The following is a 16290-nucleotide window of genomic DNA, read 5'->3' as shown; positions in this document are numbered from 1 at the left end:
GGACCGGGGGAACGTGTCCCGCCCGCGCCGTTGCGCTGAGCCGTAGGTACGGGGGGAACCCCGGCTCGTTGCGCCGCCGATGACCAGTCGGCTCACTATCTACTGCGCCGCAGCCGAAAAAAACGTCACACCCCGCGCCTGGCCCTGTGAAAGCGCAGGTCAGAGAGCTCGAATGGTGGCGGCCGCCAGCGAGTCGGATCCGGTCGCCCACGGTGTCGCGGCCGGGTCGGGGACGAGCGAGTAGGAGACCTGCGGGGTGTCGGGGAGGAGTTGCGGTGCGCCCTCGGAGCTGCCCGAGTCGCTGTCGCCGCCGGAGCCGCCGGAGTTCTTCCCGCCGTCCTTGCCGCTCCCGTCGCGGTCGCCCTCTTCGCGGTCGTCGCCTTCGTTGCCGTTCTCGCCGCCCGGGCTGCCGCCGTCGCCCGTGCCGCCGCCGAGCAGTTCGTCGCAGAACCGCTCCACCCGCTCGGCGCCTTTGGCGGCCACCTCCAGCCGGCGCTTGCGGTCCGCGTCGATCCGGCCGCTGCGGTAGTCACGGCACGCCTCGACGGACCTGCGGTACAGGTCGGCCTTCGACGGGTCCTCGCCGCCCGGCGTGGCCGCACCGTCCCCGGCCGGCAGGCCGGGCGTGCTCCCGCCCGTGTCGCCGGGTGCCGGGGTCGCGCTGCCCGTCACGGGCGGCAGACCCGGCGGTGTGCCGGTGGCGCCCGGAGGACGGGATGCCGCGCCGGCCTTCCCGCCGCTCGGCGACGGGGACGTGAGCGGTCCCGGTGTCGCCGCGGCCGACACGGAGGACGCGGGCGTGGGACCGTCGTCGCCGAAGGTGGGCAGCACACCGCTGCCGGCGGCGACGGCGACACCGCCGATGGCGCAGCCCGCGAACGCCGCCGCGATCCCGAACCGGACAGGCCTGGCGAATCCGACACCGCGGGCCGGCCGGTCGCCGCGGCGGGAACGGGTGACCCGTACGGTCCCGAGCGAAGTCCCCGCCGCTGCCGTCGACTCGGCCCTGGCCTTGCGGAACGCGGCCATCGCGGCCGCTTCACCGGGCAGTTCACCGTCTTCGTAGCCGTAGCCGGGGTTCCGTACCGCGCTGTCGAGGGTGGCGGCGAGTCGTGCGGCCTCGGCACGGGCGCGTTCGTCCGTGACCTCGACAGGCTCGCCACGCAGCAGTCGCTCCGCCGCGTCCCTGTCAAGCCACTCGTACCGCTCGTCGGCCATCACATGTCCTTCTGCGTCCGCAGGCGTGAATGCGTCACACCGGCGGGTGCCGTCGCACCGGGGCGGGAGCCGCGCTGGGTGGGCAGTCCGCCCAGTTCCGAAGCGCTCTCCGAGGGGTCCTCCCCACCCCGGCGAGTCACGTCCGTGGGAGGCCGGTCCCCGCCTTCGAAGGCGGAACCGTCGGCTCCCAGGAGTTCCGCGAGCCGCTTCAGGCCGCGGTGCGCGGCCGTCCGGACGGCCCCGGGCCGCTTGCCGAGGGTCTTGGCCGCGCTCTTGGCGTCGAGGCCGACCACGACCCGCAGTACGACCGCCTCGGCCTGATCCTGCGGCAGTTGGGCGATGAGCGCCATGGTGCTGCTGGTGGAGATGGACTCCAGCGCCTCGTCGACCGTGTCGGAGTCGGCGGCCCTGCCCGTCAGTTCGGTCTCGTCACCGCCAACGGCCGGCCGGCGGCCCCGCATCCGGATGTGATCCAGCGCACGGTTGCGGGCGATCCGTGCGGCCCAGCCACGGAACCGGTCGGCGTCCCCGCTGAACCTGTCGAGGTCCCGGGAGATCTGGAGCCACGCCTCGGAGGCGACGTCCTCCGCGTCGGCGTCGCCGACGAGCGTGCGCACATAGCCGATCAACCGCGGATGCACGGCGCGGTACACAGTCCGGAAGGCGTCCTCGTCCCCATCCTGAGCCGCGAGCACGGCGGCGGTCAGCTCCGCGTCGTCCCCCAGCACTACCTCAACCCGTCGTTCCGTACCGCAGCTGGTCACCACTGCCGCGCTGTCCTGCGCGAATCAGCACGCTACGTCCTTTTAAGGTCCCACGTCCACGCCTCGTACAACTTGCAACAAGTTTGCGACTCGGCGCGGTGTGACAGAAACAGCACTCTCGGCGCTGAGGTTAGTACGGGGCGCCCTCGGGCCCCCGCCACGAACGACGACCGGGGCCTCTCCTGTGGGGGGTGGCGGCCCCGGTCGTCCTTTTCGGCCGGTGGACGTGCCCCGGCGGACCGTTCCGCAATCCCCGGAAGTGGCCGGACGGCTCCCGGACGGACACGTCACCACAGAAGGCCCGTTCCCTCCGCATGCTCCCCGGCCGCCGGGTCACCGCCCCGACGGCCGGCCGACAGCACCACGGCCGTGGTCGGCAGGTCCGGCGCGTCGCGCGCGGTCAGCACACCGAACCCGGCATCGGGGAAGAACAGCTCCGCCTCCCGTTCGACGAACCGCATCCCCCGGGCCAGGGCGTCCGCCCGCACGTCGCTCATCGGCCGCCCGAGGAGCGACACACCACCGTGGCCGACCGACGCCGGCCGTGTGAACGCGAGGCGCACGACCGTCTCGTCAGCGTCGTACGTGAGTACGACCCCGGCCTCGAAGAAGTTGTCCTGCCCGGCGCCGCCGAACTCGGGGACGGACCCGATTCCGCCTCCGAGCAGCCGTCGCATGTCCGCGCGTGCCGATCCGAGGCGTACCGGGCCGATGCCGCGGTGCGCCACGACCTCGGCGGGCCCGGCGGCCGCCGGGCGGGAGCCGCCCGGCGGCTCGAAGAACTCGAACGCGTCGTCGCCGACGGCGGTGGCCCGCAGCCGCACGCTCTCGAAGCCGTCCGCGTCCTGCGCCGTGCCGCCGAGCACCACACCGAGGGCGGGCAGCGCCCACCCCTCCGCGTCCCCGGCGGCCTTCACCTCGTGTCCCAGGCCACGGAGTTCCGCGACCACCTCGGCCTCGGGCCGCCCGAGCAGCACGATCCCGTCCAGGGTGACGGGTGCGGGCGACGCCACCTCCACGGCGTGAAGGACGCCGGTGTCGTCGTACTCGAGGAACTCGAAGAAGCCGTCACCGCGCCCTTCACCGTCCTCGTGTCCGCCCGCCGCCGTGACGTACATGTCCGTCAGGGTGGCGTCGGCGGCACGCCGGAAGGCGGAGTCCGGGGCACCTCGGGCCGCTCGTACGGAGGCCCGTGTCCGCCCGAAGCGGGCACCGGGCACGCCGATGCGAGGAAGTATCTCCACGTGCCGCCCGAATCTCCTCGATGTCCGCTCTGTTCTGTCAGCCGATCGCGATGCGCGGGTTCGCGGACGGCTTGACCCAGCCCATGAACTGCTCCATCGTCGCGCGCGGCACCGACACGCAGCCGGCGGTGGCGCCGCTGCCGTTGACATGGAGGAAGATTCCCGCGCCCCGGCCGGGAGTGGCCGGCCAGCGGTTGAAGTTGATGACCAGGGCCTTGGCGTACTGCGTCGGGTAGTTGATCAGGTGCTCGCTGCCGCGGTCGCCGGACTCGGTCAGCGGGAAGTCCGCGCCCGCCTCGGTGTGCATCGAGTTGTAGAACTTCGACTCCGGGTCCTGGACCCACCAGTGACTGTCGTTGACCTTGGTGTACGGCATGGCGGTGCCGCTCGACTCGACACCGAAGCCCTCGGTGATCGTGTAGGTGCCGGTGGGGGTGGTGTACGTGTTCTGCCGGCGGGTGGCGCCGTCGGTCACCCCGTTCGATCCGACGCGTCCGGCGCTCGTCGAGAACTGCGCCTTCCAGCCGGCGGAGCCCTTCTGCCAGGCCGTGACCGTGGCGTACGAGCCGCGGGCCTCGACCGTGATGACCTGGGTGGCGTTGCCGACGTTCACCGGCACGGGGAAGTTCGGGGTGGAGGGCGCGGCGGGCTCGTCACCGGAACCGCTGCCCGGGCCCGCGTTGCCGCCGCTCGTGGCCGTGGCCTTCGGTGCCGTGCTGCCGGACGCCTTGGCCGACGCGGAAGCGGAAGCGGAGGCCGAGGGTGACGCGGAGGCGGACGGGGAGGCCGAAGCGGACGCGGACGCACTGGGCGACGCCGAACCACCCGTCACCTCTTTGTCCCCCTGCGCCGCCGCACCGGCCGAGGCGGCGGCAGAGCCGGCCGGCTCCTCACCCCCACCACAGGCCGACACCAGCGACATCACGCCGACCAGGGCGAGCGCGGACGAGAACTTAACGGAGGAGCGCAGCACGGGTGATCCTTGGCTCGTCGGAACAGTGGCGGCACGACGTGCCGCGCCTCAAGGCTGGCCGGTTATACATCGCCGACCCGGCCGAGAACCAGGCGACAGACATACCGGACACAAGTGGCCCGGGCGCGACCGCCGTTGTCCGTGGCCCGCGCTACGTTCCCTTCCCGTCAGTTCCGTCTACGCGGCCCGAACAGAGGGTCGCCCCGGCCCCGGGGAGACCCGTGTCGTTCCACATGCATCTGCGCGCCGTACCGGACTCCGAGGTCAAGGACGATCACAGCGGCCTGACGGAGTTCATGCTGGCTGCTTGGGAGAGGCACGAGGAGGAGTACGAGGCCGGGCTCGCGGAGTCCATCGACAAGGACTTCGCCATGGTCCACGAGTTCTACGGGACGGCCGCCGGCCGGCCGGAGGCCGGGGACGGGCTCTGGGAGCTGCCCGTGTTCGGCGGCCGTGTCGTGCGCCATCCGTCGGAGGAGCAGCCACCGTTCGCGCTCCTCTGCCCGACGGGCGTGGCGCGGGCGGCCGCGTTCCTCGACGGGCTGCCGTTCGACGCGTTCTGGGACCGCGCCGGTACCGCCTTCCGCGCGCCGTTCTCCGCCTGGGACGAGGCGGACGTCAAGAACGTCTTCTTCGAGCACCACTCGGGCCTGCTCACCTTCTATGTGAAGGCGGCGGCGAGGGGCGACGCCGTGATCAAGGCGTTCTGGTACTGAGCCCGTCGCGGGGGCGCGCGGCTGGGCCGGCCGGCACAGGCCGCGGGCCCCCGGGCCCCAGCGGCCTTCTCAGCCGCGCAGATCCGCGGGGAGCTCGATTTCGCCGTCGTACGCGCCCTGGTTCTCCATGGTCACCTGCTGCTCGAAGGCCATGTCCTGCCCGTTGTAGGGAATCAGGAAGCCGAAGTCGAGGCGGTGACTCCTGATCCGGTAGGTCTCCGCGTCCAGGAGCAGCACCTCCTCCAGGCCGGAGAGGGTCAGCCGCGCGTCGTCCACCGGGATGCCGGCCTCGCGGAGTTGCTCGGCCGTGGGCTCGAACTCGCGCTTCGCCTTCTTGGCCCAGGCTCGCTGCTGGACGGCGCTCAGCTTCTGCTTCCCGCTCGTGACGCGGAGTTCGACCGTGCCGCCGCCGTCCTTCTCGGTCACCTTGACGTCGCCGCCGGTGGCCTGCGCGTACATCCGGAACTCGTGGATGACCGCGATCGGGTCGTCGGCCTTGTTCCGCATCTCCGGATCGGCGGGTGACACGGCCTTCCACTCGGCCGAGCCTTCCTTCAGATGGCCCGCCTCGCCGATGACGTACAGCTCCTCGGTCTTCTTCTTGCCCTTGCTGCTGGTGCTGACGCCCTGCGAGTGCAGCGCCGCCCGTCCGACGGCACGCCGCACGGTGCCCTCGTAGGTCGCGGCGCTCCTCTGTCCCTGGGACGTCAGCCCCTCCTCCCCCTTGACGGAGAAGGACCAGGCCGGCTCCTCGGCCATCGCCTTCTCGGCGAGGGCGAGGAAGTCCTCCGCCGTCTCGGGCGCCTCGGCCTGCTCGGAAGAGGCGGTCGACGGGGACGACGCCGCCGCCGTCTCAGGGCTCCCGGCCGGCTCCGCCTCCGTGCCGCACGCGGTCAGCGTGAGCGCGAGCGGGAGGACGAACACGGCGGCACTCCGGATGGGGCGGGTTCGCATGGGCGGCTTCCTTACGTCATGACGGGGCGCGGACTGTACAACAGCTCCCGCCGCTTGATCACCCCGAGGGACATTCCCGGCACCCCACCTGCGATGACGTCACGCTTCGAGGGCGTCACGTCAGTGCGGGGACATCACGTCAGGTGGATCTTCAACTGCTCGTTGTGATCCGAGTGCCCGGCCACGACACCGGTGACCGGATCGCCCTCGCCGGGCCGGATCACCACCGAATCGTCGGCTGCCTCCTTGCGCATTCCGGCGACATCCGCGACCGCACCGTAGGGCCGCACACCTTCGACGGAGACGAAGATGCCGAAGGGAGCGGCCTTCTCGACGGTGCCCCGGATCTCGGCTCCGATCGGAAACTTCCGTCTCGTGGCGGACCACAGGGGTGTCACGCCGGCGACTCGCTCTCGTGGCTCTCGAACCAGTGGGTGTCGAAGTAGCGGGCCGTCGAGCAGGGGTGCTCCCGTTCGGTGAGCATCCGGTGGACGAACTCGGCGGTCGTGCCGTCGAACCGGACCCACGAGTCGGGAATGTCCTCAGTCACGAGGACGGGCCACCTGTCGGGGTCGGGATCCTCGGTTAGCCAGTAGAACCCGTGCGCCTGCTCCGTACTCCCCCACTGCAGCAGCCCGCCCGGCACCGGATACACCTCGTACGGCCTCCACAGCTCGCTGCCGCGCGTCCTCGCCCACTCGCCCAGCCACTCGGTGTGCCGGACGATGTCCGCGCTCACACAGGACGCATCCGGCGTCTGGAGTGCGAGGAAGCCGTCGAACGCGCCGGTGCCGAAGATCTCGGCCAGTTGCTTGTAGTCGCTCGGCAGCGCCGTCCCGAGCCGGTTCTCGACCGCCGCCCAGTCGAACGTCCGCAGCCGGCTCGTGTCCCATCCCGTGACGGCGACGACCCCGTCCACCCAGGACGTCAGCTCCGCCGTCCGCGCCGCGGGGTCCTCCCGTTCGGCCACCAGCGCCACGAGCCGGACGTCGTCCCCTGCCCGCGCGCTGCCGCACCCGATCCACCGGTCCGCGAAAACCCATCCGCGCATCTCCACGATCCGCTCGCCGAACGGGGCCAGCAGCGGCAGCCCGGTCCGCGCGGTCACCGTCGGGTCGGCGAACCCGCCCATGGCGAGGTTCCGCGGCCGGCCGTACAGCCCGCCGAGCGCCTCTTGGAGCGCGGGAAGGCCGATCGCCTCCGAGGGCGCCAGGCATATGTGCCCCGAAGGATGCCCCGGCGTACCGCAGTTGAGGTCGCCCGTCCCCGGGGCGGCCACCCGGTGCACCACTGACAGGAGTTCGTCCAGATGGAGCGCAGGCTCTTCCCGTTCGTCCATGGCGCCATTGAAACGGACGCCGCCGACATCGGCCCGGGCGGCCGCGCCATGATGTCGCCCGTGACGAACAGCGCGGGCCTCGTCTCCACCCGGATACGCAGGTGAGCAGTGCCCCAACTGGCCCGACCGTAGCCCGGCTTGGCCGCATCACGGATTATTCCAAGGTCTGCGGCCGTGGTAGGACTGTTCGGCTGGATGATCTACAGCTGATACGGGGGACGCGGTCATGGCTGTCACAGTGCCGGACTGGGCGGACACGCTGCTGGATCTGGTGGGGGTGAACTGGCCCAACGTCGACGAGGACGCCTACCGGGACATGGCGGACGCGTTGCGGGAGTTCGCGGACGACCTCGCCGACGACGGTCAGCTCGCCAACAACCACATGGAGCGTTTGCTGTCGTCGGGTCACGGCGAGGCGATGGACGCGCTGAACGAGCACTGGGGCAAGGTCAAGGGCAAGCACCTGAAGGACATGATCTCCGCGGCCCGGACGATCGCGGGCGCACTCGACATGGCGGCGGGCGCCATCGAGGCCATGAAGTGGAAGGCGGTCGCGGAGCTCGGCATTCTGGCCGGCCAGACAGGTCTCGCCCTGGCGCTGATCCCCGTGACCGGTGGTCTGTCGGCACTGCTCGGCGCCGGTGCGATCGCTTTCACGAAGAAGCAGTTGCTGAAGCTCATCACGGGTGCGATGGAGGAGGCGGTCGGTCACATCGTGGCGGTGATGACCGAGCCGGCCGTGGCGGCGCTGGAGAACATGGCCGCGGACCTGGTGGTCCAACTGGGGGCGAACGCACTGGGCGTGCAGAACGGTGTGAACCTCGACCAGACGAAGCAGGCCGGGAAGGACGGCTTCGACCAGGGTGTCCAGGGCGCCAAGGAGGGCATGAATCTCGCCTCCGCCGGAGGCGGTGGTGGCAAAGGCCCCAAGGGCCCGGGCTTCCACATCGAGCACGACGAGCATGATCAGGCCGGCACCAGGCTGAACCTGGTGAGCGTCGGCATCCACGGCAAGACCGCCGGCAAGCTGACGAAGGCGAAGACGGCCCAGGGCCGCAACAAGGGCCGGGACGACATCGCCGACGCACTGGACCCCGTCATAGAGAAGGCCATGGGCGCTCTGGTGAAGTCGGCCAAGACCATGGGCGACCACGTCGGCGAGACCCTGCCCAAGGCCGTCAAGCAGATATCCAAGGACCACAAGAACAACGACGACGACATCCGCGAACGCCTCGCCCGCCGGCGCAAGGACGACGACGGCCGGGACGGTTCCGGCGGCGCGGGCGACCACCGCCGTCGCCGCGGTGACGGCGACAGCGCCCGGACGAGGCCGAACGGACTGCGCGAGGTCCGTGACGACGCGCGTCGCCACTCCGTCCCGCTGGACCGAAAGACGTGCAAGTCGGACCCGGTCGACATCGCGACGGGGGAGATGACCCTGCCGCAGGTCGACCTCTCCCTGCCCGGAGTGCTCCCCCTCGTCGTGGACCGTACACACCTGTCGAAGTACCGCTACGGTCACTGGTTCGGCCGCAGTTGGTCCTCACTGTTCGACGAGCGCCTGGAAGCCGACCCCGTAGGACCGGGTGTCGTCTGGGCGCGCAACGACGGATCGTGCCTCGTCTACCCACGGCTCCCGCAGCCCGGCGACGATCGGGTCCTGCCCACCGAGGGACCGCGGATCGCCCTCGCCCACGGCGGCGTGCACGAGGACGAAACCACCTACACCCTGTCCGAACCCGGGGGGCTCACCCGCTCGTTCACCGGAAGTCCGTACCGCACCTCCCCGGCCTACTGGCTCACCGAGATCAGGGACCGCCACGACAACACCGTCGTCCTCGCCCGCCGCCCGGACGGCGCTCCCTCCACGGTGTCCCACAGCGGCGGCTACACGGTCAAGGTGGACGTGGCCGACAGGCGGATCACCGCCCTGAGTCTGCACACCCCGCAGGGGCCGGTCACCGTCATGTCGTACGGATACGACGCGGACGGAAACCTCGATGCCGTCACCAACTCCTCCGGCACGGCGACGCGCTTCACCTACGACCCCACCGGCCGCATCACCGCATGGACCGACCGCAACGGGTCCACCTACCTGTACGTCTACGACGCCGCGGGCCGGGTGGTCCGGACCGTGGGACCCGACGGCTTCCTGTCGTCGCGATTCTCCTACGACAGCGAGGGCGGCATCACCCGTTACACGGACTCCACCGGCGCCACGAGCGTCTTCCGTTTCAACCGCCTCCTTCAGGTCGTCGCGGAGACCGACCCCCTGGGCAACACGGTCAGCCAGGTCTGGGACCGCTACGACCGGCTCCAGAGCCGCACCGACAGCCAGGGCCGCAGCGTCACCTACACCTGGGACGAGGACGGAAACCCCACGTCCGTACGCGAGCCGGACGGCTCCCTCGCCACCACGCAGTACGACGAGCGGGGCCTGCCCACCGTCGTGACCGCCGCCGACGGAAGCGTGTGGCGCCGCACCTACGACGACCGCGGCAACAACGTCTCCCTGACCACACCGGACGGGGTCACCACCCGCTACGCGTACGACCCGAACGGCGCCCTCGCCGCGGTCACCGACCCGCTGGGCAACAGCCGGACCTACCGCAACGACGATGCCGGCATGGTCCTCGCCCACACCGACGCCCAGGGCAGGACGACCACCCTGGTCCGCGACGCGTTCGGCCGGCCCGTCTCCGTCACCGATGCCGACGGCGCCACCACCACATGCGCGTGGACCGTCGAAGGGCACCTCGCCTCACACACCCGCCCCGACGGCGCCACCCAGCGGTGGACCTACGACGGGGAGGGCAACTGCCTCACCGAGACCGACGCCAACGGCGGCGTCACGACCTACGAGTACACCCACTTCGACCAGCCGGCCTCCCGCACCACTCCCGACGGCGCCCGCTACGACTTCCGCTACGACACCGAACTGCGCCTCACCGAGGTGCGCAACACCGCCGGACTGACCTGGACCTACACATACGACACCGTGGGACGCCTGGTCTCCGAGACCGACTTCGACGGCCGCACCCTGCACTACAGCTACGACCCCTCGGGCCGCGGACACAGCCGCACCAACCCGCTGGGGCAGACCGTCACCACACACCTGGACGACGCCGGCCGCGTCATCGCCCGCGACGTCGAGGGCGCCGTCACCACCTACACCTACGACCGGTCCGGCCGCCTCACCGAGGCGCGCTCCGCCGACTCCGTCCTCGCCCTCGAATGGGACGCCATGGGCCGCACCGTCGCCGAGACCGTGGACGGACACACCAGCCGGTACGGCTACGACGCCCTCTCGCGCCGGACCCTGCGGGTCACCCCCAGCGGGTCCACCACCCGCCTCACTCACGACGAGCTGGGCAACCGCACGCACGTGGCCCTCGACGGCCACGGCATCGCGTTCGACCACGACGCCACCGGCCGCGAGGTGGCCCGGTCCTTCGGCGGCGCCGAGCAGCCCGTGGTCCTCGGCACCGCCTACGACGCCGCGGGCCGGATCCGGGAGCAACGCCTCACCGCCCGGGACCGGACCCTCAGCCGCCGCCTCTACGCCTACCGCGCCGACGACCGGCTGGAGACCGTCACCGACGGGCTGACCGGCAAGCGCAGGCATTACGAACTCGACCCGGCCGGACGGCCCCTGCGGGTCGAGTCCCACGGATGGACCGAGACCTACGCCTACGACAGCGAGGGCAACCAGACCTCCGCCCACTGGCCCGACAAGGCCCCGCACTCCGAGTCCCGGGGCCCGCGTGCGTACAACGGCAACCGGCTGCAATCCGCCGGAGCGCTGCACTACACCTACGACGCGGCCGGCCGCATCGTCGAACGGCGCAAGAAGCGAATATCCCGCAAGCCGGACATCTGGCGCTACGAATGGGACGCGGCCGACCGGCTGACCGCATGCATCACACCCGACGGCACCCGATGGACCTACCGCTACGACCCGCTGGGCCGCCGAACTGCCAAGCGCCGGCACGCCTCCGACGGGACCGTCGTTGCCGAGACCCTCTTCAGCTGGGACGGCAGCCGTCTGGCGGAACAGACCGACTCCTCCACCGGCACCACCTTGACCTGGGAGTACGACGGCCACCGCCCGATCGCCCAGGCCGAGCGCCGCACGACGCAGGGCCCCGGCGGCGACCAGGATTCCGTCGACGCCCGCTTCTTCGCGATCGTCACCGACCTCGTCGGCACACCCACCGAACTCGTCGACCACACCGGCGCCACCGCCTGGCACAGCCGCGCCACCCAGTGGGGCGCCACCGCCTGGAACCGGGACGCCACGGCACACACCCCGCTGCGCTTCCCCGGCCAGTACGCCGACCCCGAGACCGGTCTGCACTACAACTTCTTCCGCCACTACGACCCCGAGGCCGGCCGCTACGTCAGCCCCGACCCCCTCGGCCTGGACCCCGCCCCCAACCCCGCCGGCTACGTCAACAACCCCGCCACCGAGGCCGATCCCCTCGGGCTGGCGCCCTGTATGCAGAGCCTGGAGGACATGGCGCACAAGATCTCCCAGGTCCTGCCCACTCGCGGACAGAAGCACCAGACTGTCGCGATCATTGCCACGCGCCACGATGGCAAGGACGTTCTCATCGTCGCCGGGACCAGCAAGAGCAAGCTGACGCCGGCCCAGCGGAAGCTGGCTCAGGAGATGGGCCTGTATCCCCTCCCGAACGATCAGTACCTCCCCCCGACACCGCCGAACGTCCCAGGTGGGCATGCGGAGCAGAACATCCTGCACTACCTCAGCCGCCTGCACAACAAGGGTTCGGATGACTGGCTGCCCATTCACGGGGCCGCGATGCGCAGTGTGTGCCCCGAGTTCTGCGCCCCTATCATCCGCATCGAGGGCATGCTCGCAGGCCCCACCTACGGTGGCGACAATCCCACCCACCGGCGGCAGTTCTACTGGCCCAGCCGTCACACCCCGGACACGAACTAGGACGCGCACATGAACTACCCCCGCGTACCCGCACGGCTGCTCGCCAGTGAGCCCGTACCCGGTATTGCTGAGGCCTTGGGGAACCTGGACGGCTCGCTGCTGCGCGACGGGGTGCACTGGCTCGTCACCCGGCACGAAGGCACGATCACCATCGGCAAGGTCGACGCTGATCCGTCCCGGGTGCTCGCCGACCGCGCGACGTGGACCGACCCGGATCCCCACACTTCCGGCACGTACTGCTCACCGCTGCCCGAGGGCGCCCTGGCCATCAGCAGCCGGCAGGCCGTCACTGTCTACGAGGCCGACGGAACCGTCCGCTGGGAGCATCGCCACGGGGACTGGCAGCATTCGCCTGAGGCCTCCGGCGCGTGCACGCCCGACCCGGCCGGCCGTGTCCTTCTGACGACCATGGCCGGACCCCTCGGAGCCGACGGACTCTCCCCGGGCGACATCTGCCGCGCCCTCGACCTGGCCACCGGCGAGGTGCTCGCCGAGCACGTCCTGCCGTCCCGCGCCGCAGCGTACGAGTTCCAGGGGTTTCCTGACGCGCGACCCGAGGTTCTTCTCACCGCCTCCATGGGTCAGGACGGCACCCTGTGTTTCCTGGTCACCCACACGAACGGCAGGCTCGACGTGCGGGCCACAGGCACCGTCACGGAAGCCTGCGTCGGCGTCGGCCCGGAGGGGGCGCTGGTCATCCAGGACGTCGGCGGCGGATACCTCTGCCGCACGCAGGACGGCGCCGACGACGTGATCATCGAGGCCGGCGACGTGCTCCCGGACGAAAGGGTCTTCGTCGGCTACACCCCGGGCTTCGTCGACGACAAGCGGATCCTGGTCGTGACGGCCGAGGAACAGTGGGCCGAGGAGGGCACCCACCTCCTCCTCGACGCCCACACGCTCAGGCCCCTCGCCGAACTCGACTACCCGCAGACGCCGGGGGTCACTGCCGTGCCGCTCGGCGACGGCACGTGGCTCGTCCGCGACGACGAGACGGTGCAGCGCTGGACGACCTCCTGATCCGGATCGCCCTCGATGAACGGTTCGTGCGAATTCTGCTCCCCCGAAGCTCCGCCGTGAACGACGGGCACTTCATGGCTCGCGCCCTGTCCTGGCCGGAGCCGGTCGCAGCCCCCTGTCCGCCACGCCGCCAGCTCGCACCACACGGTCTTGCCGCCGGGCCCCTGCCCCACGCCCCACCGCAGGGTCAGCGCGTCGAGCAGCACAAGGCCCCGGCCCGACTCGTCGTCGGCGGCGGCCGTCGCGCACAGGACGGGCAGGGCACGCGGGTCGGGGTCGGTGACCTCCAGACGCGTACGGCCGCCGCCGCACGACACCCGGACCGTCACGGGCGTTCCCTCACCGACGTGGCGGATCACGTTGGTGAGGAGCTCGGTCGCGCAGAGCTGGAGGTCGACGCCGTAGTCGCGCAGGGCGCGGCGCACGCCGGACACGGCGGCCGGGGTCGCGAGCAGGTCCAGCGTCAGGGGCGGCCGGCTCATCATGCGGCTCCCTTGCGGAGCGCGGCGACCAGCGTCCGGGCGGTCAGCAGGTTGCAGTTGCCGAGCGAGATCAGCGGCCGGGCCGGGTAGCGGGCGGCGAAGGTCGGCAGGTCGACGCGAAGGGACGGGAGCGTGATGCCGTGCTCGGCGAGGGCGGCACGCAGCTCCTCGGCGCAGTCGTCGGCTTCGGAGTGGTCGTACATGGGCGGGATCACACCTTCCAGTGCGCTGTGTGACGAACTGCTCACAGCGTGATGCCGAGCGGCGTAGCGTGAAAGAGGTTCGGGATCCCCGCCCTGAACTGCACGTATGCGCGGTGCAGTTGGTACGGGCCGGGGAACCCCGGGAAACGGGCGGTACACGGCACCAGGGACGGTGGGCGATGGGGCAGCGCAAGGACATCGACGGCTCGGCGGGCGTCCCGACCTTCTACGGCAGCGAGTTGCGGTGGAAACGGGAGGAGGCGGGACTGACGCTCCAGCAACTGGTCGAGGGCAGCTTCTACGGCCCCAGCCATCTCAGCGAGATCGAACGCGGCACGCGCCGGATGCCGGCCGAACTGGCTGAGCACGTGGACCAGGTGCTCGGGACGGACGGCTTCTTCCGGCGGCGCTGCGAGGACGTGCGGCGGGCGAAACGGCGAGGCCACGCGAGCTACTTCGAGCGGGTGCTGGAGGCGGAGAAGCACGCGGAGACCATCGAGGAGTGGTGCCCGACGCTGATCCCGGGTCTGCTGCAGACGGACGCGTACGCGCGGGCGGTGGTGCGCGCGACACATCCTCTTGCCCCGGACGAGGAGGTGGAGGAGAAGGTCAGCGCCCGACTGGCACGGGCCCGCCTCTTTGAGGACAACCACAAGACGCCGATGTACTGGGCGATCCTGTCCGAGTCGCTCCTGCGCCAGCCGATCCTTCCGCCGGACCAGACGGCCGAACAACTCGAGCACATCGCGGCGCTGGCACGCCGCCACCGGATCGTTCCCCAGATCCTTCCGTGGAACTGCGGGGCGCACCCTTTCATGCTGGGCACGGCCAAGGTCATGACCTTCCCCGACGCCCCTCCCCTGGTCTACACGGAGGCACTGCACAGCGGGGACACCATCGACGATCCGGCCCTCGTGAAGGAGTACCGCCGGTCGTACGATTGGCTCAGGGCCGCCGCACTGCCACCGGAGGCGTCCCTCGCCCTGATCGAGGAAGCGGCTGAGGATGACCGAAATGGCAAGCAGCGCAATTGACTTGAGCACCGCCGTCTGGCGCAAGAGCAGCTACAGCAACGGCAGTGGCGGGGACTGCGTCGAGGTCGCGGAGGCGTTCCCCGGCGCGGCCGCCTGGCGCAAGAGCACGTACAGCAACGGCGACGGCGGCAACTGCGTCGAGGTGTGCGACGCCCACACCGGCGTCGTCCCCGTCCGCGACTCCAAGGTCCCGAGCGGCCCGGTCCTCACGGTCACGGCCCCGGCCTGGACCGCCTTCGTCATGTCCCTCAAGTCGCCCGCCACCGCGTGACGCAGTCGGTGGGCGTCGGCCTTTCGACGCCGACCGGCTCCACCTCGCCTGCCCGCGCCCTGCCGAGGGGCCGGCACGAACCGTCACGCACCGAGGCGGTTACCCTCTGCTGGCCCGCCCGGCCGTCGGGCGGCTCGAGGGAGGGGCTTTCATGCGGCAGCGGAGAGCGGGAAGCGGCCTGAGAACCGCCGCCTGGGTGCTCGTACCACTCGGACTGGTCCTGATGCTCGGTGGCATCGGGTACACCTGGACGAACTACGAAGGCGCCACCGTCATGAGCGAGGCGATGTCGCCCACGTACCGTCCGGGCGAGCGGCTGCTCATCGAGCGCACGGACGCGGGCGAGATACGCAGGGGCGACGTCGTACTCGTCGATGTGCCGGAGCGGTATCAGGGCAGGCCGGTCCTCCAGCGGGTCATCGGGGCCGGCGGCGATCACGTGGTGTGCTGCGACGGAGGCCGGATCACGGTCAACGGGAAGCCGGTCGACGAACCGTATGTGATGCGCGGTGAGGTGAACGCCGGGGCCGCGGAATACGACGTGACAGTGCCGGACGGGCGGCTGTTCCTGCTGGGCGACCACCGTGGGAACTCGAACGACTCGCGTTTCTTCCTCGGCGAGCAGTCAGGCAGCGTCGCGGCATCCGGAGTGCGCGGGCGGGTGCAGAACGATTCCACCGTGCCGGTGGCGTTCGCAGCGCTGGGCATCCTCGGGATCGTGATGGCCCTGGTCGGGACGGGCCTGGGGATCGGGGGGTACGTGGCCGGGCGCCGTGCCCGGCGGCCGGTCGAGGCTGCTCCACCGTGGCCGGTGGCCTGAGCCCGAGGACCTTCGGCCGTCCCACGTCCCGCTGTTCACGGAACGTGCGGCGGGACGAACGGGCTCGGCACCTGCGTCCAGACGACCACGATGAGCCCCGCGTGCACGAGACACAGCACCCAGGCGCTGCGCCACCTGCGCGCCACCGCCGCCGAAGTCGCCTGATACCCGTAAGAGCCAGGTCTTGAGGGAGCCACGGACGGCGAAAAGCCCCGCCGGAGACCGGCGGGCATCGGCGTAATCGGCCACCCTTGGCGATTCACTCTCCAACGTGCAGAGGTGGGCGTCC

14 protein-coding genes and 1 pseudogene are annotated in these 16290 nt (G+C 71.0%); 6 read left to right on the top strand and 9 right to left on the bottom strand.

Features of this window, described 5'->3' with window-relative positions:
• Positions 1 to 159: 159 nt before the first annotated feature.
• The 4 genes from ACWGH4_RS15860 to ACWGH4_RS15845 all read right to left on the bottom strand — a co-directional run bounded on the left by ACWGH4_RS15860 (position 160) and on the right by ACWGH4_RS15845 (position 4058).
• Positions 160 to 1218 carry a hypothetical protein gene (locus ACWGH4_RS15860; protein ID WP_453460669.1) on the bottom strand — a complete coding sequence of 353 codons (1059 nt, stop codon included), beginning with the start codon at positions 1216 to 1218 and terminating at the stop codon, positions 160 to 162.
• Positions 1218 to 1946: a sigma-70 family RNA polymerase sigma factor gene (locus tag ACWGH4_RS15855; RefSeq protein WP_441263828.1), complete on the bottom strand. Its 729-nt coding sequence runs from the start codon at positions 1944 to 1946 to the stop codon at positions 1218 to 1220. The genes ACWGH4_RS15860 and ACWGH4_RS15855 overlap by 1 nt, the downstream gene beginning before the upstream one ends.
• Positions 1947 to 2269: 323 nt before the next feature.
• The gene (locus ACWGH4_RS15850; RefSeq protein WP_453460666.1) at positions 2270 to 3226 is read right to left on the bottom strand and encodes a hypothetical protein; all 957 of its coding nucleotides are present in this window, start codon (positions 3224 to 3226) and stop codon (positions 2270 to 2272) included.
• A gap of 37 nt (positions 3227 to 3263) precedes the next feature.
• Entirely contained in the window at positions 3264 to 4058 is a 795-nt protein-coding gene (locus ACWGH4_RS15845) for a L,D-transpeptidase family protein (protein ID WP_453460672.1), read from the bottom strand.
• Positions 4059 to 4420: 362 nt separating this feature from the next.
• On the opposite strand from ACWGH4_RS15845, the gene ACWGH4_RS15840 reads away from it, so the two are divergent.
• Positions 4421 to 4915 carry a DUF1877 family protein gene (locus ACWGH4_RS15840; RefSeq protein ID WP_453460663.1) on the top strand — a complete coding sequence of 165 codons (495 nt, stop codon included), beginning with the start codon at positions 4421 to 4423 and terminating at the stop codon, positions 4913 to 4915.
• A gap of 69 nt (positions 4916 to 4984) precedes the next feature.
• On the opposite strand, the gene ACWGH4_RS15835 is transcribed toward ACWGH4_RS15840, so the two are convergent.
• The 3 genes from ACWGH4_RS15835 to ACWGH4_RS15825 all read right to left on the bottom strand — a co-directional run bounded on the left by ACWGH4_RS15835 (position 4985) and on the right by ACWGH4_RS15825 (position 7208).
• Entirely contained in the window at positions 4985 to 5869 is an 885-nt protein-coding gene (locus ACWGH4_RS15835) for a hypothetical protein (RefSeq protein ID WP_453460660.1), read from the bottom strand.
• 134 nt (positions 5870 to 6003) lie between these two features.
• Positions 6004 to 6267: a hypothetical protein gene (locus ACWGH4_RS15830; RefSeq protein WP_453460657.1), complete on the bottom strand. Its 264-nt coding sequence runs from the start codon at positions 6265 to 6267 to the stop codon at positions 6004 to 6006.
• The gene (locus tag ACWGH4_RS15825) at positions 6264 to 7208 is read right to left on the bottom strand and encodes a hypothetical protein (protein ID WP_453460654.1); all 945 of its coding nucleotides are present in this window, start codon (positions 7206 to 7208) and stop codon (positions 6264 to 6266) included. Before ACWGH4_RS15825 ends, ACWGH4_RS15830 begins: the two co-directional genes overlap by 4 nt.
• Positions 7209 to 7434: 226 nt before the next feature.
• Here ACWGH4_RS15825 and ACWGH4_RS15820 point away from each other — a divergent pair, with 226 nt between their 5' ends.
• Positions 7435 to 12171: a DUF6531 domain-containing protein gene (locus ACWGH4_RS15820; RefSeq protein WP_453460651.1), complete on the top strand. Its 4737-nt coding sequence runs from the start codon at positions 7435 to 7437 to the stop codon at positions 12169 to 12171.
• Positions 12172 to 12180: 9 nt separating this feature from the next.
• On the top strand, positions 12181 to 13191 hold the full coding sequence (locus ACWGH4_RS15815) for a hypothetical protein (protein WP_453460648.1): 1011 nt from the start codon (positions 12181 to 12183) through the stop codon (positions 13189 to 13191).
• Positions 13192 to 13319: 128 nt separating this feature from the next.
• On the opposite strand, the pseudogene ACWGH4_RS15810 reads toward ACWGH4_RS15815, so the two are convergent.
• Together ACWGH4_RS15810 and ACWGH4_RS15805 are read right to left on the bottom strand one after the other, a co-directional pair.
• Positions 13320 to 13673, bottom strand: a pseudogene (locus tag ACWGH4_RS15810) (ATP-binding protein); the annotation flags it as partial.
• Positions 13673 to 13876: a hypothetical protein gene (locus tag ACWGH4_RS15805; protein WP_453460645.1), complete on the bottom strand. Its 204-nt coding sequence runs from the start codon at positions 13874 to 13876 to the stop codon at positions 13673 to 13675. The gene ACWGH4_RS15805 and the pseudogene ACWGH4_RS15810, both read right to left, overlap by 1 nt.
• A gap of 179 nt (positions 13877 to 14055) precedes the next feature.
• On the opposite strand from ACWGH4_RS15805, the gene ACWGH4_RS15800 reads away from it, so the two are divergent.
• The 3 genes from ACWGH4_RS15800 to lepB all read left to right on the top strand — a co-directional run bounded on the left by ACWGH4_RS15800 (position 14056) and on the right by lepB (position 16001).
• Positions 14056 to 14910 carry a helix-turn-helix domain-containing protein gene (locus ACWGH4_RS15800; RefSeq protein WP_453460642.1) on the top strand — a complete coding sequence of 285 codons (855 nt, stop codon included), beginning with the start codon at positions 14056 to 14058 and terminating at the stop codon, positions 14908 to 14910.
• Positions 14891 to 15181 carry a DUF397 domain-containing protein gene (locus ACWGH4_RS15795; protein WP_453460639.1) on the top strand — a complete coding sequence of 97 codons (291 nt, stop codon included), beginning with the start codon at positions 14891 to 14893 and terminating at the stop codon, positions 15179 to 15181. Before ACWGH4_RS15800 ends, ACWGH4_RS15795 begins: the two co-directional genes overlap by 20 nt.
• A 151-nt stretch (positions 15182 to 15332) precedes the next feature.
• Positions 15333 to 16001, top strand: coding sequence for a signal peptidase I (gene lepB, locus ACWGH4_RS15790; protein ID WP_453460636.1), 669 nt, complete (start codon positions 15333 to 15335; stop codon positions 15999 to 16001).
• Positions 16002 to 16290 lie beyond the last annotated feature (289 nt).

The sequence above is a fragment of the Streptomyces sp. NPDC054847 genome (genome assembly GCF_053610925.1).
Note: the sequence above shows the minus strand (reverse complement) of the source record. Positions and strands in the feature narration are given on the sequence as shown.

What these genes read in the sequence shown, in the direction of transcription:
- ACWGH4_RS15815 (WP_453460648.1), top strand. Translation starts at nt 12,181, where the DNA reads ATGAACTACCCCCGCGTACCCGCACGGCTGCTCGCCAGTGAGCCCGTA.
- ACWGH4_RS15805 (WP_453460645.1), bottom strand. Translation starts at nt 13,876, where the DNA reads ATGTACGACCACTCCGAAGCCGACGACTGCGCCGAGGAGCTGCGTGCC.
- ACWGH4_RS15835 (WP_453460660.1), bottom strand. Translation starts at nt 5,869, where the DNA reads ATGCGAACCCGCCCCATCCGGAGTGCCGCCGTGTTCGTCCTCCCGCTC.
- ACWGH4_RS15800 (WP_453460642.1), top strand. Translation starts at nt 14,056, where the DNA reads ATGGGGCAGCGCAAGGACATCGACGGCTCGGCGGGCGTCCCGACCTTC.
- ACWGH4_RS15825 (WP_453460654.1), bottom strand. Translation starts at nt 7,208, where the DNA reads ATGGACGAACGGGAAGAGCCTGCGCTCCATCTGGACGAACTCCTGTCA.
- ACWGH4_RS15820 (WP_453460651.1), top strand. Translation starts at nt 7,435, where the DNA reads ATGGCTGTCACAGTGCCGGACTGGGCGGACACGCTGCTGGATCTGGTG.
- ACWGH4_RS15795 (WP_453460639.1), top strand. Translation starts at nt 14,891, where the DNA reads ATGGCAAGCAGCGCAATTGACTTGAGCACCGCCGTCTGGCGCAAGAGC.
- lepB (WP_453460636.1), top strand. Translation starts at nt 15,333, where the DNA reads ATGCGGCAGCGGAGAGCGGGAAGCGGCCTGAGAACCGCCGCCTGGGTG.
- ACWGH4_RS15860 (WP_453460669.1), bottom strand. Translation starts at nt 1,218, where the DNA reads ATGGCCGACGAGCGGTACGAGTGGCTTGACAGGGACGCGGCGGAGCGA.